The organism is Paraburkholderia phenazinium (assembly GCF_900142845.1).
GTDB lineage: Bacteria > Pseudomonadota > Gammaproteobacteria > Burkholderiales > Burkholderiaceae > Paraburkholderia > Paraburkholderia phenazinium_A.
The window spans coordinates 3,529,468-3,551,245 of the sequence record NZ_FSRU01000002.1 but is presented as its reverse complement, the minus strand read 5'-3'; the positions used below and the strand labels follow the sequence as shown (position 1 = coordinate 3,551,245).

At 63.1% G+C, this 21,778-nt stretch carries 17 protein-coding genes; 9 read left to right on the top strand and 8 right to left on the bottom strand.

Annotated features, from left to right (window positions below; all coding sequences use genetic code 11):
- Window positions 1-227 precede the first annotated feature (227 nt).
- From BUS12_RS33005 to BUS12_RS32990, 4 genes are all read left to right on the top strand, one after another.
- Window positions 228-1,979 (top strand): ABC transporter ATP-binding protein/permease, encoded by a 1,752-nt coding sequence (locus BUS12_RS33005; protein WP_074301831.1) that lies wholly within the window; start codon window positions 228-230, stop codon window positions 1,977-1,979.
- Between the two features lie 376 nt (window positions 1,980-2,355).
- Window positions 2,356-2,853 carry a hypothetical protein gene (locus tag BUS12_RS33000; protein ID WP_074301454.1) on the top strand — a complete coding sequence of 166 codons (498 nt, stop codon included), beginning with the start codon at window positions 2,356-2,358 and terminating at the stop codon, window positions 2,851-2,853.
- 52 nt (window positions 2,854-2,905) lie between these two features.
- Window positions 2,906-3,538: a hypothetical protein gene (locus BUS12_RS32995; RefSeq protein WP_253190243.1), complete on the top strand. Its 633-nt coding sequence runs from the start codon at window positions 2,906-2,908 to the stop codon at window positions 3,536-3,538.
- Between the two features lie 197 nt (window positions 3,539-3,735).
- A complete protein-coding gene (locus BUS12_RS32990; RefSeq protein ID WP_074301453.1) occupies window positions 3,736-4,482 on the top strand; it encodes a response regulator in 747 nt (248 codons plus the stop codon).
- Window positions 4,483-4,499: 17 nt separating this feature from the next.
- Here BUS12_RS32990 and BUS12_RS32985 read toward each other — a convergent pair whose 3' ends face one another.
- The 4 genes from BUS12_RS32985 to BUS12_RS39030 form a co-directional block, all read right to left on the bottom strand.
- The gene (locus tag BUS12_RS32985; RefSeq protein ID WP_074301452.1) at window positions 4,500-5,168 is read right to left on the bottom strand and encodes a flagellar basal body L-ring protein FlgH; all 669 of its coding nucleotides are present in this window, start codon (window positions 5,166-5,168) and stop codon (window positions 4,500-4,502) included.
- Window positions 5,169-5,227: 59 nt separating this feature from the next.
- Window positions 5,228-5,959 carry a hypothetical protein gene (locus BUS12_RS32980; protein ID WP_143788520.1) on the bottom strand — a complete coding sequence of 244 codons (732 nt, stop codon included), beginning with the start codon at window positions 5,957-5,959 and terminating at the stop codon, window positions 5,228-5,230.
- Between the two features lie 3 nt (window positions 5,960-5,962).
- Entirely contained in the window at window positions 5,963-6,106 is a 144-nt protein-coding gene (locus BUS12_RS38530) for a DUF6726 family protein (RefSeq protein ID WP_367117691.1), read from the bottom strand.
- 70 nt (window positions 6,107-6,176) lie between these two features.
- Window positions 6,177-6,344: a hypothetical protein gene (locus tag BUS12_RS39030; protein ID WP_171991745.1), complete on the bottom strand. Its 168-nt coding sequence runs from the start codon at window positions 6,342-6,344 to the stop codon at window positions 6,177-6,179.
- Window positions 6,345-6,771: 427 nt separating this feature from the next.
- On the opposite strand from BUS12_RS39030, the gene BUS12_RS32970 reads away from it, so the two are divergent.
- Window positions 6,772-7,512: a response regulator gene (locus tag BUS12_RS32970; RefSeq protein WP_074301450.1), complete on the top strand. Its 741-nt coding sequence runs from the start codon at window positions 6,772-6,774 to the stop codon at window positions 7,510-7,512.
- Complete coding sequence (locus BUS12_RS32965; RefSeq protein ID WP_074301449.1) at window positions 7,509-8,822, top strand: ATP-binding protein; 1,314 nt, start codon at window positions 7,509-7,511, stop codon at window positions 8,820-8,822. The genes BUS12_RS32970 and BUS12_RS32965 overlap by 4 nt, the downstream gene beginning before the upstream one ends.
- A gap of 157 nt (window positions 8,823-8,979) precedes the next feature.
- Here the strand turns inward: BUS12_RS32965 and BUS12_RS32960 are convergent, their stop codons facing one another.
- A complete protein-coding gene (locus BUS12_RS32960; protein WP_253190291.1) occupies window positions 8,980-9,792 on the bottom strand; it encodes a tyrosine-protein phosphatase in 813 nt (270 codons plus the stop codon).
- 423 nt (window positions 9,793-10,215) lie between these two features.
- Between BUS12_RS32960 and BUS12_RS32955 the strand changes: the two genes are divergently transcribed.
- Together BUS12_RS32955 and BUS12_RS32950 are read left to right on the top strand one after the other, a co-directional pair.
- Window positions 10,216-11,475 (top strand): MFS transporter, encoded by a 1,260-nt coding sequence (locus BUS12_RS32955; protein WP_074301447.1) that lies wholly within the window; start codon window positions 10,216-10,218, stop codon window positions 11,473-11,475.
- A 16-nt stretch (window positions 11,476-11,491) separates the two neighbouring features.
- Window positions 11,492-12,757, top strand: coding sequence for a D-amino acid dehydrogenase (locus BUS12_RS32950; protein ID WP_074301446.1), 1,266 nt, complete (start codon window positions 11,492-11,494; stop codon window positions 12,755-12,757).
- Between the two features lie 837 nt (window positions 12,758-13,594).
- Here the strand turns inward: BUS12_RS32950 and BUS12_RS32945 are convergent.
- The 3 genes from BUS12_RS32945 to BUS12_RS32935 form a co-directional block, all read right to left on the bottom strand.
- Window positions 13,595-15,061, bottom strand: a complete 1,467-nt coding sequence (locus tag BUS12_RS32945) for a glutamate synthase subunit beta (protein ID WP_074301445.1) — start codon at window positions 15,059-15,061, stop codon at window positions 13,595-13,597.
- A 100-nt stretch (window positions 15,062-15,161) separates the two neighbouring features.
- Complete coding sequence (locus BUS12_RS32940; RefSeq protein WP_074301444.1) at window positions 15,162-19,865, bottom strand: glutamate synthase-related protein; 4,704 nt, start codon at window positions 19,863-19,865, stop codon at window positions 15,162-15,164.
- Window positions 19,866-20,152: 287 nt separating this feature from the next.
- Window positions 20,153-20,860, bottom strand: a complete 708-nt coding sequence (locus tag BUS12_RS32935; protein WP_074301443.1) for a transposase — start codon at window positions 20,858-20,860, stop codon at window positions 20,153-20,155.
- Between the two features lie 190 nt (window positions 20,861-21,050).
- On the opposite strand from BUS12_RS32935, the gene BUS12_RS32930 reads away from it, so the two are divergent.
- Window positions 21,051-21,773, top strand: coding sequence for an OmpW/AlkL family protein (locus BUS12_RS32930; protein WP_074301442.1), 723 nt, complete (start codon window positions 21,051-21,053; stop codon window positions 21,771-21,773).
- Window positions 21,774-21,778 lie beyond the last annotated feature (5 nt).

Genomic DNA, 21,778 nt, shown 5'->3' with positions numbered 1-21,778 from the left:
GCAACGAGCGCACAGCTTCCCGCTTCACGCGCGACAAGACAAGCGCCTCGCTGCGTCTGCCGCGATTAATTTTCGCTTAAGGCGCTCGGGCCAGAATCCGGCGACGGGGTCGAGACGCAAGCCGCAATCGCAATACCGCCGTAGCGCCGACTCGTCATAGGCTGAGCCATCCGAGCCCAGCCATGGCGAAGCGGCCCAAGATGAGCCAGCATTTCTTCAGGATGGTCATGACACCCAATACTTCCCCTGCCGGCACGCTAGAACCGGACGATAAAGTCTCCGCGTGGAGTCTGATCAAGCCCTACTGGGTCTCTGAAGAATGGAAGATCGCCTGGGGACTCCTGATTGCAATCATTGCGATCAACCTCACCAACGTCTGGATCAGCGTCAAGTTCAATAGCTGGAACGGCGATTTCTTCAACATGCTGCAGAACAAGAGCGTGAAGGACTTCCCCCACCTGATGACGGTTTGGGCCGTCCTCGTGGCGGCGCTGATCGTCCTTTTCGTCTACGGCCGCTATCTGCGCCAGATGCTCGGCTTCCGCTGGCGCCAGTGGCTCACCACCCGCTACCTCGAGGAATGGCTCGGCGACAGCGCCTTCTACCGGATCGAGCGCGACCGCCTCACGGACAACCCCGACCAGCGGATCACCGACGACCTGCAGTCCTTTGCGACCAGCACCCTCTCGCTGACGCTCGACCTGCTCTCGACGGTGGTCACGCTCGTTACGTTCGTCACCATTCTCTGGTCGCTCGCCGGCGCCTTGACCGTCACGCTCGGCGGCATGCCGATCGTCATTCCGGGGTACATGGTGTGGGTCGCCGCGCTCTATGCGCTGGGCGGCTCGTACATGATGTACAAACTCGGCCGTCCGCTCGTTTCGATTACGTACCAGCAACAGAAGGTCGAGGCGGACTTTCGCTTCGGCCTGATCCGCATTCGCGAGAACTCGGAACAGATCGCGTTTTACGATGGTGAGCAGACCGAACGGGCCAACGCGCAAAACTTCTTCCAGCGCATTCGCGACAACTGGTGGCGCGTGATGAAGTACACCAAGCGGCTGAGCTTCGTGCTGAGCTTCTACGGCAACATCGCGTTAATTTTTCCGCTCATTGTCGCGGCGCCCAAGTACTTCACCGGCGCCTTCACCATGGGCGTGTTGATGCAGATCCAGAACTCGTTCGGCACGGTGAGCGATTCGTTCTCCTGGTTCATCAACAGTTACGGCAGCCTGGTCGACTGGCGCGCTACCGTGAATCGTCTGCGCGAATTCAAACGCGTCATGCGTTCGTCGCACATGAAAGAGGCCACCTCGCCCGCCACCGTGCATGGCGGCATCAACCTGCACTACGTCGACGAGGACAGGCTCACCACGGAAGGCCTGTCGCTCGCCCTGCCGAACGGCACCGCCCTGTCGCAGATCCGCGACATCACGATCCAGCCGGGTTCGCGCTGGCTGGTACGCGGCCCGTCCGGATCGGGCAAGAGCACCTTGATGCGCGCGCTCGCCGGACTGTGGCCGTTCGGCGATGGCTCGATCGACGCGCCGGTCAATGCCCGCATGATGTTCATTCCGCAGCAGAGCTACATGCCGATCGGCACGTTGAAAGCGGCGCTCACCTACCCGTCCTCCGCCGACACCTACACCGACGACGAATGCCGCGAAGCGCTGCGCGTCTGTCACCTTGACGCCTATGCCGAGCGTCTGGCGGAATCGGGACACTGGGCGCGGACGCTGTCGCCCGGCGAACAGCAGCGCCTCGCCGCCGCCCGCGTGCTGCTGCACAAGCCCGACTACCTGTTCCTCGACGAAGCCACCAGCGCGCTCGATGCGACTAACGAGGCGCTGCTCTATCACCTCTTCACCGAGCGCCTGCCCAAGGCCGCGATCGTCAGTGTCGCGCACCGCGAATCGCTCGCGGCGTTCCATGAGGAAACGCTCGACGTCGAACGCTCGGGCGAACCGGTCGCCGCATGAGCAGCGAGCGTGTAGATAGCGCGGGGGGCTGATCACCGGAGCCGGTGCTGGTGCCGATGCCGGCTCCGGCGCTGGCGCAGCACGGCACGGCACGGCACGGCACGGCACGGCACGGCACGGCACAAATCTACTGCAGTCCCAGGCAAACGCCGGACAAACTTCAGCCAATCTCCAGGCACCTTCCAATCGGCCGCCAGACAGGCGCCGGCGAGCCCCTTGCAACATCCTGAAATACGCGAGAACAGTTCGAAAGCATTTGCGGACCGTTCAGGTTGTTCCGTGCTTTGAAAGTACCGTGCTGCGGCGACGATTGACGTGCGGGCCAAACACTATCTTGCGGCCCGTACGCCATCCACCGCTACCGGACTTCCCGCTCATGTCATTCGATCGCAGCTTCCATCCTTTGACCCAACGACTCACGCGGATGAGCCGTTCCCTGTTCACCGCCGCCGGCGCCACCGTCGGCATGACCGCGTTGCTGCTGTCGGTCGGCGCGCACGCCGCGCAGATGACGCAGGCTGCCGAGCCCGCCGACGTCTGCCCCGCGCTGACGCACATCGTCGCCGCCCACGACTTCAAGCAACTGCGCAATGAACCGGCCGCGCAGTTGCCGGGCCTCGCCAGCGCCGACGATTGCCACGCCGGATCGAACGCCTACGACTGCCATTGGCGCGCTCACTGGCAAGCCGACGGCGTGGTCACGGACCCGCTCGAAGAGCTCGGCGCAGACATCGCCGCCTGTTTCCCGAACGTCGTGCACGACCTCAACACGCCGACGCGCCAGCATTTCATCGTGACTTCGGGCGAGCGTCGCATCAGCGTCACGGCAAGCGTGCAGGGATCCAGCGAACTGCATCTGCGCGTCGCACGCTAAGCGTGCCGGCCCTGCGATTCACTCCCGATCCGACACGCCGAGGTACTGCATCATGACCGCCTTGCGCTCACCGCTCTTTCCGGCCGTTCTGTGCACCCTGCGCTTTCCGTGGTCCACGGGGCGGCGGACCTGCGTATGGGCCGCGACCGCTGCCATCCTCTGCGTCGGACTGAACGGTTGCGCGTGGACGCTGATCACAGCGGCCGACGCTACCGGCTCGGTGATTCAGGCAGGCTATGCCATCGCGTCGAACTACTCGTCGCCGACCTTCGTCAACGGCCGGCCCGCGTCCATCAGCGCGGTGTGCATCGAAGTGAACCAGACGGTGTCCGTTGGCGATTTCGTCCCCTCGTTGCAACTCGCGCTCAACCGGCGCGGCATCCGTTCGGACGTCTACAACCCGGGCACCGCCCCTGCGAGTTGCGAGTCGCGTCTGATCTACAACGCGGCGGTCGATTACGGCCGGCGCGAGTTCAACGACAATCCGGTCCAGTACCTGTCGGTGATCGATCTGACGCTCCTCCAGCAGGGCCATATTCTCGTCACCGCGCGCTATCAGACGGGCGACCTCGGCCTCGATCGTTTCTCGAATGCGTCCGTCAAACTCAACGGCATGATCGACAAGATGGTGGTCAACCGCCTCGAGTTGCGCCCACAGACCATTCAGACTTCGCAGGTCAACTGACGCAGCTCATCTGACGCAGATTAGCTGAAGCAGATTATCTAAACTTACCTGCGTTCAAGAGGGCTTCAACGTGCGGACGCGCTGCCCGCCAACATGCCGGCAAACCGTTCGCAGCCGCTTGCTTCCAGTTACCCCGGAAAGGTTTAGAAAGCATTGCGCGCTATCAGCGCTCCGGCGTATCTCCTAAGATTGCCGGAATGAACCAATCCATTCTCGTCGTCGACGACGATCCCGTCGTGCGCGACCTCGTACGCGAATACCTGCACGGACGCGGCTTCTCGGTATCCGTGCTCGAGCACGGCATGGCGTTGCAGCGCGCGCTGCAACACGAGCGCCCCGCACTGGTGGTGCTCGACATCATGATGCCGGAGCTGGACGGCATCAGTGCGTTACGGGCGCTGCGTCTGGCCGGCGACGACATTCCGGTGATCCTGCTGACGGCGCGTGCTGATGTGATCGATCGCGTGATCGGTCTCGAACTCGGTGCCGACGACTACCTCGGCAAGCCGTTCGAGCCGAGCGAACTGGTTGCGCGCATCCGCACCGTGTTGCGCCGGCGCGGCGCGATCGCGCCTGGAGCGCCGGAGAATCGCGCGCCTTATCGCTTCGGCCGTTTCGAGGTGAATTTTCCGGCGCGCGAATTGCGCCGCGACGGTGAACGCATTCCGCTGCGCTCGAGCGAATTCGCCATGCTCAAGGTGTTCGTCACGCACGCGATGACCGTCCTCACCCGCGCGCAACTGCTCGAGAAACTGCACGGCAATACCGAGGCGCACCGCAACCGCAGCCTCGACGTTTCGATCTGGCGCCTGCGGCGTCTGATCGAAGTCGACCCGTCCGAACCGCGCTATGTGCAAACGGTCTGGGGCCGCGGCTACGTGTTCGTGCCCGATGGAGAAATCGGCGCGGCAGAGCGGGTCGCACCGCCTTTCGCCGACGCCTAGCCCCCGCTCGCGAACGCTCAGAACGTCAGCACGCTCAGGAACAGGTGCTGCAGCCAGCCCACCGTGGTCGCATCGCTCACGATGCCCTGTCCGGCCTGCTCGATCCGCGCATTCGCCACCTTGCTCGACGACACATAGTTGCCTGCTTCGATATCCTTAGGATTGACGATTCCGGACAGTCTTAAACGATCGTGATTGCCGTTCATCGCAATCAGCTTCTCGCCCGCCACCATCAGATTGCCGGTCGGCATCGTACCGATCACGGTAACAGCCAGCGTGCCGCTCATCCCGTTGGTGTCGGTCATCGCGCCCGCGCCCTTGAAGTCCGTGTTCGCGGAACCGATGTTGAACAGTCGTGCCAGCCGCGCGGCGGCGCCGGTCGATTGATCCGCGGCGGTGGCGCTAATGTCGCTCGCGCGGCTCGCCGTCGTATTCGCGCTGCTGTTGCCGCTGTATGACTCGGACAAGCGAATGGTCAGCACGTCGCCCACATGCTGCGCACGCGGCGTTTCATAAAGCAGCACCGACGCGCCGGCCTGATAGATCGCGCCCTGCGTGTTGATATTGAGCGGCTGGCTCACGAGCGGCGGCAACATCGGCGTGTCGACGATCGAATCCGGGTGGCTCGCGCAGGCAGCGAGACCCAGCGCCGCGGTCAGCGCGGCCGTGAGGCGTAGCGTGGTCATGGAAATTCCTCTGCCGGAGTGAAGATGGGACAAATGGGTGGCGGCGCGCATTCGTTGCCTCAACCCGCCTCGGGACTACTCGCCTGCCATTGGCGCACCAGCGACTTCACCCACGCGTCCGGGTCCTTCAGCAGATAGGTCAGCGTGCCGTTGTGGGTGGACGGCAACAGGCACAAGGTGATCGAGCTGACGGCGTTTTCCCAGACGTACATGGGAACCGCGCTGCCCGCCGCCGAAGTGCTCTGCGTGACGAGCCGCGGCACGCCATAGCGGCCCGCCAGCGCGTTTCGCAGGTCCGCGGCGGTGACCTCGTCGATCACGAAGGAAATCTCGTAGAGCCGCAACGCCGTCTCGCCGGCAACCCGCGCAAAGCGCAGCACATGGTCCTGCGCCAGCGCACCGTCCACTACCGCCTGCGAGAGCTGCCAGCGGTCGGCCGCCCGGTGCGCCCAGCGGCACGCCACCGTCAGGCTCTCGCTCGTCTTCAGGCTCATGCCAAGCGCGCCCGCCAGCATGTCCGTCTCGCAGACCGGCACGCTGCCCACCGGCGTCGCCCGCACGGTCGAGCCGGCGCGGAATTCGTCGAGCGTGATGCCAAGCGGAATGCCGCGAAACTCGAACGGCGCATCCGAGGGACGCTTGCGCTCGTCTGCAGTACTACGCTTTGGCGAGGACGCCGCACCTGCAGCAGAGTCCGCGTGCACGGCGGGCGCCGCCATGCCCAGACAGACGGAGAGCAGCAGCGACGCCAACGCGCCGAGACACTGACGGGCGGACGGTCGGGAGATCATGGCTCAGTCGATCGCTGATGCACACGCGTTGAAGGGCGTAGCGGCGGCGTGCCCGACAACCGGCAGGATGTCGAGCGTCGCCGCCGTCAGGCGGCAGGGCAATGCGGCGACCCCGCAGCCGTCGAGGGGTAGCAGCATCGCGCCCATCGCCAGCCAGCTCGCGGCCCGCACACAGCGCTTGAAAACAGTCAGAGTGGACACAGGCGCTCTCGTCAGGTCAGGCTGTCGTGTTGACGTGATTGCCGACGAGGCCGCCGGGCGACACCGGCGTGGCGGGTTCGCTCGGCAGCGCGTCCGGCTTCGCCGTGTTGTCCGGCGTGGGCGACGGCCGCTCGCGCTGCACGGGCGGGAAAGTAGTGGGACGGAGATTGTTGGTGACGGTCATGGTCTGCCTCGCGTGACGCTTGGGGTGCGGATTCGATTGCCGCATCTGCGCCGACACTGGGAGGACAGAAACGCACCCTTCAGGTCAACGAAATGCGGCGGCGATGGACTACAGGTCGAATCATCCCGCCGCGCGCTCCGTCACAATGCACGAAGGAACGCGCGCTTTTCCACGGTTCTTACGAGGGGTTTCGATTGGGCGCCATTTCTTTCCTCGCAGCAATTCCGGTAAGCGATTGCAGTGCGATACGTCCCCCAATGTGCAATTTATATTGCCAACTTTAGCGTCGAAAATTGGCCGGTTAGCCTTATGCAGCAAGGCTTCCAGCGCGAGGTGGAGGGACTGCCGCCCGGCTGGACGGCAACAGGTAAGTGTTGGTAAGAAAACAATCGGCCGCTCGCCATGCGCGCCAGTCTAAAATTTCAAGATGAATCCACAGGTCCTTATCGTCGACGACGACCCGGTCGTACGCGATCTGCTTTGCCGCTTTCTGCAATCGAACGGGTTCGACGCTTCCGTGCTCCACGACGGCACGCATTTGCAACGCCGCCTCGAAAGAGAGCGGCCGTCGGTCGTTGTGCTCGACATCATGATGCCGAACACCGACGGCCTGCGCGCGCTCACCGCGCTGCGGGCCGCCGGCGACGACATTCCGGTGATCTTCGTCACAGCGCGCGGCACGGTGGCGGACCGCATTGTCGGTCTGTCGCTCGGCGCCGACGACTATCTGACGAAACCGTTCGATCCGCGCGAGTTGCTCGCCCGCATCCAGACGGTGCTGCGCCGGCGCGGGCCGTCGACCACCAGTGCGCCCGAAGCACGCAAGCCGTATCATTTCGGGCCGTTCGAACTCGACTTCGCGACGCGCACGCTGTCGCGCGACAACACGCGACTGGCCCTGCGCGACAGTGAATTCGCGCTGCTGAAGATCTTCGTCAACAATCCGTACAAGGTGCTTTCGCGCGTGTTGATCCACGATCTGGTCCACCGCGACAACCTCGCCTTTCGCGACCGCAGCCTCGATGTGCCGATCTGGCGGCTGCGCCGCGTCATCGAGGACGATCCGTCGAGCCCGTGCTATGTGCAGACCGTGCGCGGCAAGGGTTACGTCTTCGTGCCGGACGCCGACGGCACGCCGTTCTCGATCGAGGGCGCGGCAGACTCATGAAAAACCCGTTGAACACGCTATTCGGCAGAATGGCGTTGCTCTCGACGGCGGTATTGTTGGCAATTCAGGCCGGCTGGTTCGTACTGATCGTGATGCAACCGCCTCACCACGAGGTGGACGGTTTCGCGCGCGGCATTCTGCTGATGCTGCAGGCGGCCAACGGCGAACCGGTGCAAGGCGCCGACCTCGCGCCCGCGATGCGCGTGCATCTGGTGCCGACCTGGAACATGCCCTCCACGATCCATTTGCATCCGCCGACCGAACGGCAGTTCGTCGAACTGAGCCAGCATTTGCGTGGCCGCATGCCGCCGGGCACCCAGATCGAAGTCGACGATGCGCGGCCGCCGCGCCTATGGATCCGCTATCCGGGCAAGTCGATGTGGGTGGTGGTGCCGGTCGATATACCGCCGCGTCCACGCTTTATCGTCGAAACCGTGTCGATGCTGGTGGCCGCACTGATCCTCTCGCTGCTGGCGGTCTGGCAGATGCAGCGGCCGCTCTCGCGCGTGGCGCACGCTGCGCGCTCGTTCGGCGCCGGCGGGCGACCCGAGCCGGTGAACGTGCAGGGGCCGCGCGAGCTGCGCGACCTGATCGGTTCGTTCAACGACATGATGCGGCGTCTGAACGAAGCCGGTGACGACCAGGCGGTCATGCTGGCCGGCGTGGCACACGACCTGAAGGCGCCGCTCACGCGGCTCAAGCTGCGGGCCAGCGTGCTGGTCGCAGAGAACGAGCGGGCCGGCCTGATTCGCGACGTCGATTCGCTCACCAATATCGTTCAGCAGTTTCTCGAATTCGCCGGCCAGGCCGCCGACGCCGGACCGCCGGTCGAAGTCGACGCCTTCCTGCGCGAACAGTTTTCCGACGCCGATATCGCCGAACTCGCCGACCCGATGGATAGCGCCGACGGCGACCTCGCCGACGCCCCGCTCTTCCACCTCGATCTGCGTGCGGGTGCGCAGTTCGCGCTGCCGCGCACCCTGCTCGACCGGCTGGTGACGAACCTGGTCGACAACGCGCTCGAACACGGCGCGCCGCCCGTTGAAATCGCGACGGCGCGCGACGACCGCCATTGGGTGGTCAGCGTCCGCGATCATGGTCCAGGGATTCCCGACGACAGGATTGCCGCCGCGATGAAGCCGTTTGTGCGCCTCGACGCCGCGCGCGGCGGCGAAGGCCATTGCGGCCTGGGACTCGCGATCGTGGCGCGCCTCGCGCACGATCGCGGCGGACGGTGCGATGTCTACAACCATCCGGGCGGCGGCCTGTGCGTGCGCATCGCCCTGCCGATCGGACTGCAGGAAGGGTGAAGCGCCCGACGACGCAGCGCTTACGCGTCCTTACAGGGCGGCGTTATCGGCGCTCGCGCACGTATAGTCTGCGCGGGCTTCCTCGATAGCCCCCTGTTCGGTCCGCCCAGCTGTTGCCCGGGCGGGCCGCTTTTTTTCCGGGCCGCGATGCGCGCGTTCAGACGACCAGACGGTCGTGCAGCGTATCGATCGTCGACTGCGACAAGCCGAGCCCCGCGGTCAGGTAGCTCGACATCGTGCCGTAGCTCGCCTGCACCTGATCGAAGCCCGCCTGTAGAAAACTCTCCTGCACACTGAAGAACGGCGCGTCCAGCGTAGCCGCGGCAGCGCCGCTCTGTGACTGGATGGCGGCGACCTCGGCGTTGATCGACGCGGCCGAGTAGGTATTGGTCAGAAGATAGTCCTGCATGATCAGGTCGAGCGGGACGTTCGCAATGCTGAGCAGCAACGCCGCAACCCAGCCGGTGCGGTCCTTGCCCGCGGTGGAGTGGACCAGTTGCGCGCCCGCCGTGTTCGCCAGTTGCGAGAGCAGCGCGCCATACCCGGCCCGCTGCGCCGTGCCTGTCACGTAAGCGCGTTCGGCACTCTCCATGGTCGCCATCGCGCCCCCCAACTGCTGGTTCGGCGGCACGATCTGGTCGAGCTCACCCAGGACATTGATGCGCTGGTACGTTGCGCTAATCGGCAGCACGTCCGCGACGCGGGCGATTTCACCGGGCGTGCGCAGATCGTAGACGGTCGCAATGTTGAGCGTGTCGATCACGGCTTTGTCCGCGATACTCAGGGTCAAGGCGTTCGCGCGATAGAACATGCCGCGCCGCACCTGCCGGCCATCCACGGTCGGATAGCCGCCGCCCGCGCCGCCGATGTCGCGGAAATTGTCCACCGACGCAAGCCGCGGCGTGTCCGGCAGATCGGACGACAACCCGCCGCCGCATGCCGACAGCAGCGCGCTGCCGACCCCCGACATCAGCAACACGCTTGCCGAGCCCTTCAGGAAGGCACGGCGCGACGAAAGCTCACCATTCCGTACAAACTGTGGCGGCGGAGTATTGCCGGAACGAGTCGCGGGTAAGCGGACTTTCGCAATGAAATCCATTGAATGTATTGGTAAGGCGCGTTTGCGCTGCAGGACGGATGGATGGCGTAAAACAAACTGCGCTGCAGCGGAGTGTACCGACCAAAACTACTCAATGGGTTACCAAGTAGCACGCAGTAAGAATGTGAAATTCACCCCCGAACGCGCGGAAGACGCGCCGGCGCGGACGCCTGCCCAATTGGAGCGGTTTTTTGTCCGGACTGGTCCACTCGTCTTTCGGAGCCGTAAAATAGGGGCGCACCGGGGCGCACAGTGTGAACCGCGCACAACAGGATCAGGGGCTCAGGAGACGGCATGGCGTCATTTCAGTGGTTCACGGAGTTGACGACGCGCGAGCGCCGCACGCTCTACGCGGGCTTCGGCGGTTACGCAGTCGACGCGTTCGACTTCATGATCTACTCGTTCCTGATCCCGACGTTGATCGCCACGTGGGGCATGACCAAGAGCGAAGCGGGGCTGATTGCCACCAGTTCGCTGATTTCCTCGGCCGTGGGCGGCTGGCTCGCCGGCATTCTCTCCGACCGCTACGGGCGGGTCCGCGTGCTGCAATGGACCATCGCGACCTTCGCCCTCTTCACCTGCCTGTCGGGCTTCACGCATTCGTTCTGGCAACTGCTGACCACCCGCACGCTGCAGGGCATCGGCTTCGGCGGGGAATGGTCGGTGGTGACGGTCATGATGGCCGAAACGATCCGCTCGCCGCAGCATCGCGCCAAGGCGGTCGGCACCGTGCAGAGCAGCTGGTCGTTCGGCTGGGCGGCGGCGGCGATCATCTACTGGGCGTCGTTCGCGTTGTTGCCGGAGCAGATCGCGTGGCGTGCGTGCTTCTGGGTGGGCATCCTGCCGGCCTTGTGGATTGTCTATATCCGCCGCAACGTCAGCGACCCGGAGATCTATCTCGCCACGCGCCGGGCGCGCGACAGCGGCTTCGACACCTCGCACTTCCTGCAGATCTTTTCCTTTCCTCACCTCCGGACGACACTGCTCGGCAGCGCGCTCTGCACCGGCATGCTAGGCGGCTACTACGCGATCACCACCTGGTTGCCGACCTATCTGAAGACGGTGCGGCATCTGTCCGTATTCAACACCAGCGGCTATCTGATCGTGCTGATCGTCGGCTCGTTCACCGGTTACATTGTCGGGGCGATCCTGTGCGACAAGATTGGCCGGCGTGCGTCGTTCATCCTGTTTGCGATCGGCTCGTTCGTGCTCGGCATGGCCTACACGATGCTGCCCATCACCAACAGCGCGATGCTGCTGCTCGGTTTTCCGCTCGGCGTGGTCGTGCAGGGGATTTTCGCGGGAGTCGGCGCGTATCTGTCCGAGCTGTATCCGAACGAAATCCGCGGCTCCGGCCAGGGCTTCTGCTATAACCTCGGGCGCGGGCTCGGCTCGTTCTTCCCGATTCTCGTCGGCACGCTGTCCCAATCGATGACGCTCGTCAACGCGATGGGCCTCGTCGCCGGCTCAGGCTATCTGCTGGTCATCGCCGCGGCGCTGTGCCTGCCCGAAACCAGGGGCAAGGCGCTCGCGGCGGCGAGCCCGGCATCCTGATGTGCATTGATCAGACATGAAAACGATTGTTCTCGGCGGCGGCGTCATCGGCGTCGCCACCGCCTTTTACCTGCGCGCCCAGGGGTGCGAGGTCACCGTGATCGAACGCGAGCCCGACGTGGCGCTCGCCACCAGTTTCGGCAATGCCGGCGTGATCGCACCGGGCTATGTCACGCCGTGGGCGGCGCCGGGCATGCCGGCGAAGATCCTCAAATATCTGTTCAAGCCTGCATCGCCGTTGATCTTCCGGCCGACCTTTGACCCTGCGCAGTGGCGCTGGATCGCACGCTGGCTGCGTGAGTGCGATCTCGAGCGGTTTCGCGTGAACAAGCAGCGCATGCAGCGGATTGCTTATTACAGCCGGAGCTGTCTGCAGGAATTTCGCGGGCGTCATCCGTTCGAGTACGGACGTAGCCAGGGATATCTGCAGTTGTTTCGCAGCGAGTATGACGTGGAGCTGGCGCAGCCTGCTCTCGCCGTGCTGCGCGATGCCGGGATTGCGTATCGCGAGGTGAGTGCGGCGCAGTGTGTGGAGATCGAGCCGGGGTTACGGTGGGCGCGTGAGACGCCGTTATCCGGCTTGTATCTGCCCGACGATGAGGCTGGGGACTGTGCGCGGTTTACTCGTGAGCTGCGATCTATCTGCGAGGGCAATGGGGTGCGGTTTCGGCTCGATACGCGGGTGACGGGGCTCGATGTTCAGGGTGGTGTGGTGCGTGGCGTGCGGGTGGGTAGCGAGCGTGGCGATGAGGTGCTCGCTGCGGATGCCGTGGTGGTAGCGCTTGGGGTGGATAGTGCGCCGTTGCTGGCGCCGCTTGGAGTCAAGGTGCCGCTTTATCCCGTCAAAGGGTATTCGGCTACGTTGCCCGTGATCGATGATGAGAAGTCGCCGCGGGCCGCTGTCATGGATGAGTCTTTGAAGACGGCCATTACGCGGTTTGGGAGGAATGTGCGGGTGGCGGGGACTGCGGAGTTAGGGAATCGGCAGTCCACTTTACGCGAGCAGGCGCTGCAGACTTTGCTTAAGGTTCTTGATGACTGGTTTCCGCATGCGGCTAAGCCTAGTTCGGCGCATTTTTGGGTTGGGAGGAGGCCTATGACGCCGGATGGCGCGCCTTTGCTTGGTCCATCCGGGGTTGGGAATCTTTGGCTAAACGTGGGGCATGGGTCTACGGGTTGGGCTATGGCTATGGGGTCCGGGAAGGTTGTTGCTGATCTTGTTACGCTGCGCGAGCCGGAGATTTCGTTGGAGGGGCTCACGATTGCGCGGTATGGGAAGTAGGTTCTTTTTTTGCCTTTGCGGCGCTTTGGTTGTGTTCCTGGGGCGTTGGCCTCTCCTTGCTTTGTTATCGGTCTATTAGGTTCGCCCCTGTGCGGGGCGGCACTTACTTTCTTTGCCGCCGCAAAGAAAGTAAGCAAAGAAAGCGGGCTCACACCGCTAGCTCTTAGGTGTCCACATCTTCCGCGAACCCGGAGTGGTCCGAAGACAAGACCCGCCCTCGTATTTCCCACGTTCGTGACACAGCGCTCATTCATCCCACTCCGCACTACGTGCGTCGCGGACGGGTTTGCCAAGGAAGGCAGAGCCTGCCAGTGCAAACAGCACAGACAGACAAAAAAACATTAGATATCCTACCTAAATTGCACAAGGCGTTATACCCGACGGCGGGGCGCGCAGCGCAACGCTGGAACGGATGACAGCCTTGTCACTAACGTGGGTGATGCGAGGGCGGGTCTCGTGTTGGGCCGTTCCCAGTAGCAGATCGGGATGGCTCACTACGGGCTAGCGGTTGCAGCCCGCTTTCTTTGCTTACTTTCTTTGCGGCGGGCAAAGAAAGTAAGTGCCGCCCCGCACAGGGGCGACACAAATAGACCACTAAGAATGCAAGGAGAGGCCAACGCCCGAAGAAAGCCAACAAACAAAGCGCCGCAGGCAAACAGACCGCGAGGAAGTCAAGCAAAGACCAACAAAACCAAAGCAAATACGCAGCCCGCGACCAACGAAAAAGCCGGGTCACCCTTCCGAGCGCCCGGCTTTGGTTACTGCCTTGTCGTCTCCACCTCGCCCTGCAAACCGATACCAGCCATGCGCCATGCTACGTGCACGCCGGCCGAAGACTTACCGCGGCAGTTCCGACTGCCCCATCAGAAACGCATCGACCGACCGCGCGCACTGCCGTCCTTCGCGAATCGCCCACACCACCAGCGACTGGCCGCGACGCATATCACCCGCGGTGAACACCTTATCCACCGACGTGTAATACGCCTTGTCACCCTCAGTCGAAGCACGCACATTACCACGCGCATCCTTATCGACACCGAATGCTTCCAGCACCGGCGACACCGGCTGCGTAAAGCCCATCGCCAGCAGCACCAGATCGGCCTTCATTTCGAATTCGGAACCCGGCACTTCCTGCATCTTGCCGTCCTTCCATTCGACTCGCACTGCAATCAGCTTCTCAACCTTGCCGTTCTTGCCTTCGAGACGCTTCGTCGCCACCGCCCAATCGCGCTCGCAGCCTTCCTCATGCGAGGACGACGTACGCAGCTTGATCGGCCAGTACGGCCACACGAGCGGCTTGTTCTCCTCTTCCGGCGGCTGCGGCAGCAATTCGAACTGCGTCACGCTCTTCGCGCCGTGACGGTTCGACGTGCCCACGCAATCCGAACCCGTATCGCCACCACCAATCACGATCACATGCTTGCCCTTGGCCAGCAGTTGAGCGGCAAGCTTGTCGCCTGCGTTGACCTTGTTCTGCTGCGGCAGGAATTCCATCGCGTAGTGGATACCTTCCAGCTCGCGGCCCGGCACCGGCAGGTCGCGCGGCGTTTCCGAACCGCCCGACAGCACCACGGCATCAAACTGCTCTTTCAGCTCGGCCGGCGTGATGGTCTCTTTCGCCGTGTTGCCGATATGCCCAGGCAGTGGATCCTTGCCGATGAACACGTTGGCGCGGAACGTCACACCTTCGGCTTCCATCTGACGCATGCGGCGATCGATCAGCCACTTTTCCAGCTTGAAATCGGGAATGCCATAACGCAGCAGACCGCCGATCCGGTCGTTCTTTTCGAACACCGTCACATCGTGCCCCGCGCGCGCGAGTTGCTGCGCGACCGCGAGGCCCGCGGGGCCCGATCCGACCACCGCGACTTTCTTGCCCGTCTTGTGCTTCGACGGCAGCGGCGCGACCCAGCCTTCGGACCATGCCTTGTCGATGATCGCGTGCTCGATCGACTTGATGCCGACCGGGTCGTCATTGATGCCAAGCGTACACGCCGCCTCGCACGGCGCTGGGCAGATGCGGCCCGTGAACTCCGGAAAGTTGTTGGTGGAGTGCAGCACTTCGATCGCGCTCTTCCAGTCCTGATGGAACACCAGGTCGTTGAAGTCCGGGATGATGTTGTTCACCGGGCAGCCGTTGTTGCAGAACGGAATACCGCAATCCATGCAACGTGCGCCTTGAATCTTCGCTTCGTCGTCGGCGAGTGCCGCAACGAATTCCTTGTAGTGCTTCACACGCGTGAGCGGAGCTTCGTACGTCTCGTGGCGACGTTCGAACTCGAGAAAACCGGTTGCCTTGCCCATGTGGTTCTCTTATCTATCTGTACAGGTGGGGGGATCGGCACCCGCCGCACACAAAGGCGGCGGGTACATCGAATGGGTATCTAACGTCTTGAGCTGCGGACTACGCGGCGAGGACTTCCTTGTTCGCCTTCTTCGCAGCCATCTCGCCCAGCGCGCGCTTGTATTCCGTCGGGAACACCTTCACGAACTGACGGCGCGACGCATCCCAGTTTTCAAGCAGCGCCTTGGCACGCGGCGAGCCGGTGAACTGGAAGTGACGTTCGATCAGCCCCTTCAGCAGCACCTCGTCGGTTTCGTTCGCATGCCACAGGCCCTTGTCGACCGTGCGTTCCTGCTCGGCCTGCTGCAGCACCGGGTCGAGCGCGACCATCGACTTGTTGCACTTGCCGGCAAACGTGCTGTCCGGATCGAACACATAAGCGATACCGCCCGACATGCCCGCCGCGAAGTTACGGCCCGTTTCGCCGAGCACGACCACCGTGCCGCCCGTCATGTATTCGCAACCATGATCGCCCGTGCCTTCGACCACCGCCGTCGCGCCCGAGTTACGCACGCAGAAACGCTCGCCTGCCACGCCGCGGAAGAACGACTCGCCTTCGATCGCGCCGTACATCACCGTGTTGCCGCAAATGATGTTCTCTTCCGACTTGCCGCGGAAATCGTTGGTCGGACGAATGATGATGCGCCCGCCCGACAGGCCCTTGCCGACATAGTCGTTGCCGTCGCCGACCAGATCCAGCGTCACGCCTCTCGCGAGGAACGCACCGAAGCTCTGGCCCGCGGTGCCCTTCAACTGGATGTGAACTGTGTCGTCGGGCAGGCCGTCGTGGCCGTACTTCTTCGCGATCGTGCCGGACAGCATGGCGCCGACCGTACGGTTGACGTTGCGCACCGGCTGGATGAACGAGACGTGCTCGCCCTTCTCGATCGCCGCCTTCGCCTTCTCGATCAGGACATGATCCAGCGCCTTGTCGAGACCGTGGTCCTGCACGTCGACGTGCTTACGCGCCACGTCCGCCGGAACCGACGGCAGGTAGAACACGCGCGAGAAGTCGAGACCCTTCGCCTTCCAGTGCTCGATGCCCTTCTTTGTGTCGAGCAGTTCGGCATGACCGATCAGGTCGTCGAACTTGCGGATGCCCAGTTGCGCCATGATTTCGCGCGCTTCTTCCGCAACGAAGAAGAAGAAGTTGACGACGTGTTCGGGCTGGCCCTTGAACTTCGCACGCAGCACTGGATCTTGCGTCGCGACGCCGACCGGGCAGGTGTTCAGATGGCACTTGCGCATCATGATGCAGCCTTCGACGACGAGCGGCGCCGTCGCAAAGCCGAATTCATCCGCACCGAGCAGCGCGCCAATCACGACGTCGCGGCCGGTCTTCATCTGACCGTCGGCCTGCACGCGGATACGGCCGCGCAACTGGTTCAGCACCAGGGTCTGCTGCGTTTCCGCGAGACCCAGTTCCCACGGCGTGCCGGCGTGCTTGAGCGACGACAGCGGCGAAGCGCCCGTGCCGCCGTCATGACCCGCGATCACGACGTGATCGGCCTTCGCCTTGGCCACCCCCGCTGCGACCGTGCCGACGCCCGATTCCGAGACCAGCTTGACCGAGATGCTGGCCGCCGAGTTCGCGTTCTTCAGATCGTGGATCAGTTGCGCCAGATCTTCGATCGAGTAGATGTCATGGTGCGGCGGCGGCGAGATCAGGCCGACACCCGGCACCGAATAACGCAGCTTGCCGATGTAATCCGACACCTTGTGACCCGGCAACTGGCCGCCTTCGCCCGGCTTCGCGCCCTGCGCCATCTTGATCTGGATCTGGTCGGCCGACGACAGATACTCCGCCGTCACACCGAAACGGCCCGACGCCACCTGCTTGATCTTCGAGCGCAACGAATCGCCGTCCTTCAGCGGAATGTCGACGATGACTTCGTCGCCGATCACCGACTTCATCGTGTCGCCGTTCTTGATCGGAATGCCGCGCAGTTCGTTGCGATAGCGGTTGGCGTCCTCACCACCTTCACCGGTGTTCGACTTGCCGCCGATGCGGTTCATCGCCACCGCCAGCGTGGCATGCGCCTCGGTCGAGATCGAGCCCAGCGACATCGCGCCCGTCGCAAAGCGCTTGACGATGTCCTTCGCCGGTTCCACTTCGTCGAGCGGAATCGCCTTGGTCGGATCGAACTTGAACTCGAACAGGCCGCGGAACGTCATATGCCGCTTCGTCTGATCGTTGATCAGATGCGCGTATTCCTTGTACGTCTGATACGAGTTGCTGCGCGCCGAGTGTTGCAGCTTGGCGATCGCATCCGGGGTCCACATGTGTTCTTCGCCACGCACGCGGTAGGCGTACTCGCCGCCCGCGTCGAGCATCGTGGCCAGCACCGGATTGTCGCCGAACGCTTCGCGATGCAGACGAATCGCTTCCTCGGCCACGTCGAACAGGCCGATGCCGCCCACCTTCGACGACGTGCCCTTGAAGTACTTCGTCACCAGGTCTTCAGCGAGGCCCACCGCTTCGAAGATCTGCGCGCCGGTGTACGACATGTAGGTCGAAATGCCCATCTTCGACATGACCTTCTGCAGGCCCTTGCCGACTGCCTTGGTGAAGTTGTAGACCGCCTTCTCCGCCGACAGGTCGCCCTTCAGACCAGCGGCCATCTGCGCGAGCGTTTCCATGGCGAGGTACGGGTGCACGGCTTCCGCGCCGTAGCCCGCAAGCAGCGCAAAGTGATGCGTCTCGCGCGCCGAACCGGTTTCGACCACCAGACCCGCGCTCGTGCGCAGACCGTGCTGCACCAGATGCGTGTGGATCGCCGCCGTGGCGAGCAGCGCCGGGATCGCGACGTTGTCGCGGTCGGTCTTGCGGTCGGACACGATCAGCATGTTGTAGCCGGACTTCACCGCATCGACGGCTTCCGCGCACAGCGACGCCAGACGCGCTTCGATACCTTCCTTGCCCCACGCCACCGGGTAGCAGATGTTCAGTTCATACGAACTGAACTTGCCGCCCGTGTACTGATCGATGGCGCGGATCTTGGCGATGTCGCGGAAATCGAGCACCGGTTGCGACACTTCGAGACGCATCGGCGGGTTGATGTTGTTCGTGTCGAGCAGGTTCGGCTTCGGGCCGACGAACGACACCAGCGACATCACCATGTTTTCGCGGATCGGGTCGATCGGCGGGTTCGTCACCTGGGCGAACAACTGCTTGAAGTAGTGGTAAAGCGTCTTGTTCTTGTTGGACATGACCGCCAGCGGCGAGTCGTTGCCCATCGAACCGACCGCTTCTTCACCGGCTTGCGCCATCGGCGCCATCAGGAACTTGAGGTCTTCCTGGGTATAGCCGAAGGCCTGCTGGCGATCCAGCAGGGCCGCGGCTTCGCGGCGCTCCGTCACGACGTCTTCGGCCTTCGGCTCGATTTCGTCGAGCTTGATCCGCACCGCATCGATCCAGCTCTTGTACGGCTTGGCGTTGGCGAGGTTGTCCTTGAGTTCCTTGTCGTCGATGATGCGGCCGTGTTCCATGTCGATCAGGAACATCTTGCCCGGCTGCAGACGCCACTTCTTGACGATCTTCGACTCGGGAATCGGCAACGTGCCCGCTTCCGACGCCATGATGACGAGGTCGTCGTCCGTGACGATGTAGCGCGCCGGACGCAGGCCGTTACGGTCGAGCGTCGCGCCGATCTGACGGCCGTCGGTGAAGGCGATCGCGGCGGGGCCGTCCCACGGCTCCATCATCGCGGCGTGGTATTCGTAGAAGGCGCGGCGGTTGTCGTCCATCAGCGTGTGCTGTTCCCAGGCTTCCGGGATCATCATCATCATGGCGTGGACGAGCGGATAACCGGCCATCACCAGCAGCTCGAGACAGTTGTCGAACGAGGCGGTGTCCGATTGGCCCGGGTAGATCAGCGGCCACAGCTTCGGCAGGTCGTCGCCGAGCACGTGCGAGGCGATTGCGCCGGTACGGGCGTTCAGCCAGTTGACGTTGCCCTTCACCGTGTTGATTTCGCCGTTGTGGGCAATCATCCGGTACGGGTGAGCCAGTTCCCATGCCGGGAAGGTGTTCGTGGAGAAGCGCTGGTGCACGAGCGCCAGCGCCGACACGGTGCGGTCGTCCTGCAGGTCGCGGTAGTACACACCAACCTGACCGGCCAGCAACAGGCCTTTGTAGACCACCGTGCGCGCCGACATGGACGGCACGAAGTATTCCTTGCCGTGCTTGAGCTTGAGCGCCTGGATGCGGTGGCTCGCGGTCTTGCGGATCACGTACAGCTTCCGTTCGAGCGCGTCGGTCACCATGATGTCCTTGCCGCGGCCGATGAAGATCTGGCGAATCAGCGGCTCGCTCGCCTTGACGGTGGGCGAAATCGGCATGGAGTGGTCGACCGGCACGTCGCGCCAGCCCAGCACCACCTGGCCTTCGGCCTTCACCGTACGCTCGAGCTCCTGTTCGCAGGCGAGACGCGAGGCGTGCTCCTTCGGCAGGAAGATCATGCCGACGCCGTATTCGCCGTTCGGCGGCAACGTCACGCCCTGCTTGGCCATTTCCTCACGGTAGAAGCCGTCCGGAATCTGGATCAGGATGCCCGCGCCGTCGCCCATCAGCGGATCGGCGCCGACGGCGCCCCGGTGATCGAGGTTCTCGAGAATCTTCAGGCCCTGCTCGATGATCTCGTGACTTTTCTTGCCCTTGATGTGGGCAACGAAGCCGACGCCGCAGGCGTCATGCTCGTTTTGCGGGTCATAGAGACCTTGCGCGGCGGGAACCGAGGAGGTCGGTTGCTGGTGGTCGTTCATGGGGACACCGTCTGTGAGGGGCCGGAGCGGCCGTTAAACCATTTTTTTATTGCCGCAGTTCGCACTGCAACCGCGCGGGCGGCTTCGAAGCAATCCGCGTCGAAACTGCCGGAATTCGGAATATACGCGACGAATCAAAGGAATAGCAAATAAAATGTGATGGTACGACCCCTATTATCAGGTTGGTGCATCGCACCCATTTTTTATTGGTGCCATATCAAAATCGGTGCAAAAGAAAGCGGCATGTGCAAATGCCGCTTTCGTGCAGATTGTTGAGGCGAAACGGTTTATTGGGTCTGCGGCGTTTCCCGGACCTTGCGCGGCCGCCCGCGCGGCAGCGGCGACACCCGGCGATTCGCCGCCCGCGCCGCCCACTCGCGGTACGAATCGCTGCCGAGAACCCAGCCCTTCAGCGTGGCCTGCTGCAACTGACTGGCTTCGCGTTCGTCCAGCGGCTGCTCGCAGAGCTCGCGGTAGGCCCGTTGCCGTTCGAACGGCGTATTGCCGAGCGACCAGTACAACGGGTGGTCGGTGATCAGGCTATCGAGCGTCAGTCCAATATGGTGCCGGTAGCTCGACCAGCGGTAGTCTTCAGGCGCGCTCACCAGTTGCCCGCGCACCGGACACATCTCGACCACCCGGCTCGCCAGCAGGAAATAGCGCTCACCTTCGATCACCGTGGCCCGGTAGCGGCCTTCCCACAAGGTGCCGCGCCGCGAGTAGCGCCGGTTGAAGTGGGCGACGTAGCGGCGACCGACCGCCTGCATCGCCTTCGGCAAGCTCGACTCTTCGGTCGGCGTGACGAGCAGTTGCACCGCGCCCGGCATCAACGCGTAGGCGTGGATGGACAGGTGATGGTCGCGGGAAGCCGCCTTCAGACAATCGATGAAGAGCTCGTAATCCTGTTCGTCGACAAATGCGGGCTGCTGATCGAGCCCGCGCAGGATGACGTGCTGCGGCTGGTCGGGGACATAAAGACGTGCGAGCCGTGCCATGCTGGAGTATCCAATAGTCGCGTTGGTATATACCCGAAGGTCCAAAAAAGCCGAACGCCCGTACGATTCGGTGCGAAGCGGCTGAGCCGAAAACCGCGCGGAGCTTAGGGAGAAAGCTCTAACCGCCGCGTATGGTTTGTTTCAAACGTTGTGGTCATAATGAGCGGGCCTTTTCTGGAGGAGCACACATATGAAATTAAAACAGGCCATGACGGGGATCGCGGCGCTCGCTTGCATGACAGCAGCGCACGCTCAATCGGCCGGAAGCTTTTACGTCACGACAGGCTGGTTGCATCTTGCACCTCAGTCCAGTAGCGATCCGTTGAAGGAGACAAGCGTTGGCGGCTCACCCGTCAATGTCACACTGCCCAATACCGGAGCCAGCCTCGATAGCGCCGACACACTCGGCTTCACCGCTGGTTACTTCGTCACCGACCACATCGCAACCGAATTCGTGATTGGCATTCCGCCGAAGTTCAATCTGGACGGCTCGGGTGCCTTCTCCTCATACGGCAAACTCGGTGACGCCAAACAGTGGAGCCCCACTCTGCTGTTCAAGTACTACTTCAGAGACGCGCAAGCGCGGTTCCGTCCTTACCTGGGTGTGGGTGTCACCCATGTCTCGTTCACCGATGCAGAGATCACCAACAGCGTGTTCGAACAGCAGGTACTGCATGGTCCGACCTCGGTATCGACGGATAGTTCGTGGGAGCCGGTGTTTAATGGGGGCTTCACGTTCGCCATCGACCAGCATTGGTTCGCGGGCGTCTCGCTCTCGTACATCCCGCTCAGCACCACTGCCAAGCTGAACACCGCGGCCGTCACGCCGGTCGGCACGCTCAATGTCCAGTCGCAGACCAAAATCAGGCTGAACCCGATCGTCAGCTACATCAGCATCGGTTATCGCTTCTGACGGTA

What these genes read in the sequence shown, in the direction of transcription:
- BUS12_RS33005 (WP_074301831.1), top strand. Translation starts at nt 228, where the DNA reads ATGACACCCAATACTTCCCCTGCCGGCACGCTAGAACCGGACGATAAA.
- BUS12_RS33000 (WP_074301454.1), top strand. Translation starts at nt 2,356, where the DNA reads ATGTCATTCGATCGCAGCTTCCATCCTTTGACCCAACGACTCACGCGG.
- BUS12_RS32995 (WP_253190243.1), top strand. Translation starts at nt 2,906, where the DNA reads ATGACCGCCTTGCGCTCACCGCTCTTTCCGGCCGTTCTGTGCACCCTG.
- BUS12_RS32990 (WP_074301453.1), top strand. Translation starts at nt 3,736, where the DNA reads ATGAACCAATCCATTCTCGTCGTCGACGACGATCCCGTCGTGCGCGAC.
- BUS12_RS32985 (WP_074301452.1), bottom strand. Translation starts at nt 5,168, where the DNA reads ATGACCACGCTACGCCTCACGGCCGCGCTGACCGCGGCGCTGGGTCTC.
- BUS12_RS32980 (WP_143788520.1), bottom strand. Translation starts at nt 5,959, where the DNA reads ATGATCTCCCGACCGTCCGCCCGTCAGTGTCTCGGCGCGTTGGCGTCG.
- BUS12_RS38530 (WP_367117691.1), bottom strand. Translation starts at nt 6,106, where the DNA reads ATGGGCGCGATGCTGCTACCCCTCGACGGCTGCGGGGTCGCCGCATTG.
- BUS12_RS39030 (WP_171991745.1), bottom strand. Translation starts at nt 6,344, where the DNA reads ATGACCGTCACCAACAATCTCCGTCCCACTACTTTCCCGCCCGTGCAG.
- BUS12_RS32970 (WP_074301450.1), top strand. Translation starts at nt 6,772, where the DNA reads ATGAATCCACAGGTCCTTATCGTCGACGACGACCCGGTCGTACGCGAT.
- BUS12_RS32965 (WP_074301449.1), top strand. Translation starts at nt 7,509, where the DNA reads ATGAAAAACCCGTTGAACACGCTATTCGGCAGAATGGCGTTGCTCTCG.
- BUS12_RS32960 (WP_253190291.1), bottom strand. Translation starts at nt 9,792, where the DNA reads ATGTCGGGGGTCGGCAGCGCGCTGCTGTCGGCATGCGGCGGCGGGTTG.
- BUS12_RS32955 (WP_074301447.1), top strand. Translation starts at nt 10,216, where the DNA reads ATGGCGTCATTTCAGTGGTTCACGGAGTTGACGACGCGCGAGCGCCGC.
- BUS12_RS32950 (WP_074301446.1), top strand. Translation starts at nt 11,492, where the DNA reads ATGAAAACGATTGTTCTCGGCGGCGGCGTCATCGGCGTCGCCACCGCC.
- BUS12_RS32945 (WP_074301445.1), bottom strand. Translation starts at nt 15,061, where the DNA reads ATGGGCAAGGCAACCGGTTTTCTCGAGTTCGAACGTCGCCACGAGACG.
- BUS12_RS32940 (WP_074301444.1), bottom strand. Translation starts at nt 19,865, where the DNA reads ATGAACGACCACCAGCAACCGACCTCCTCGGTTCCCGCCGCGCAAGGT.
- BUS12_RS32935 (WP_074301443.1), bottom strand. Translation starts at nt 20,860, where the DNA reads ATGGCACGGCTCGCACGTCTTTATGTCCCCGACCAGCCGCAGCACGTC.
- BUS12_RS32930 (WP_074301442.1), top strand. Translation starts at nt 21,051, where the DNA reads ATGAAATTAAAACAGGCCATGACGGGGATCGCGGCGCTCGCTTGCATG.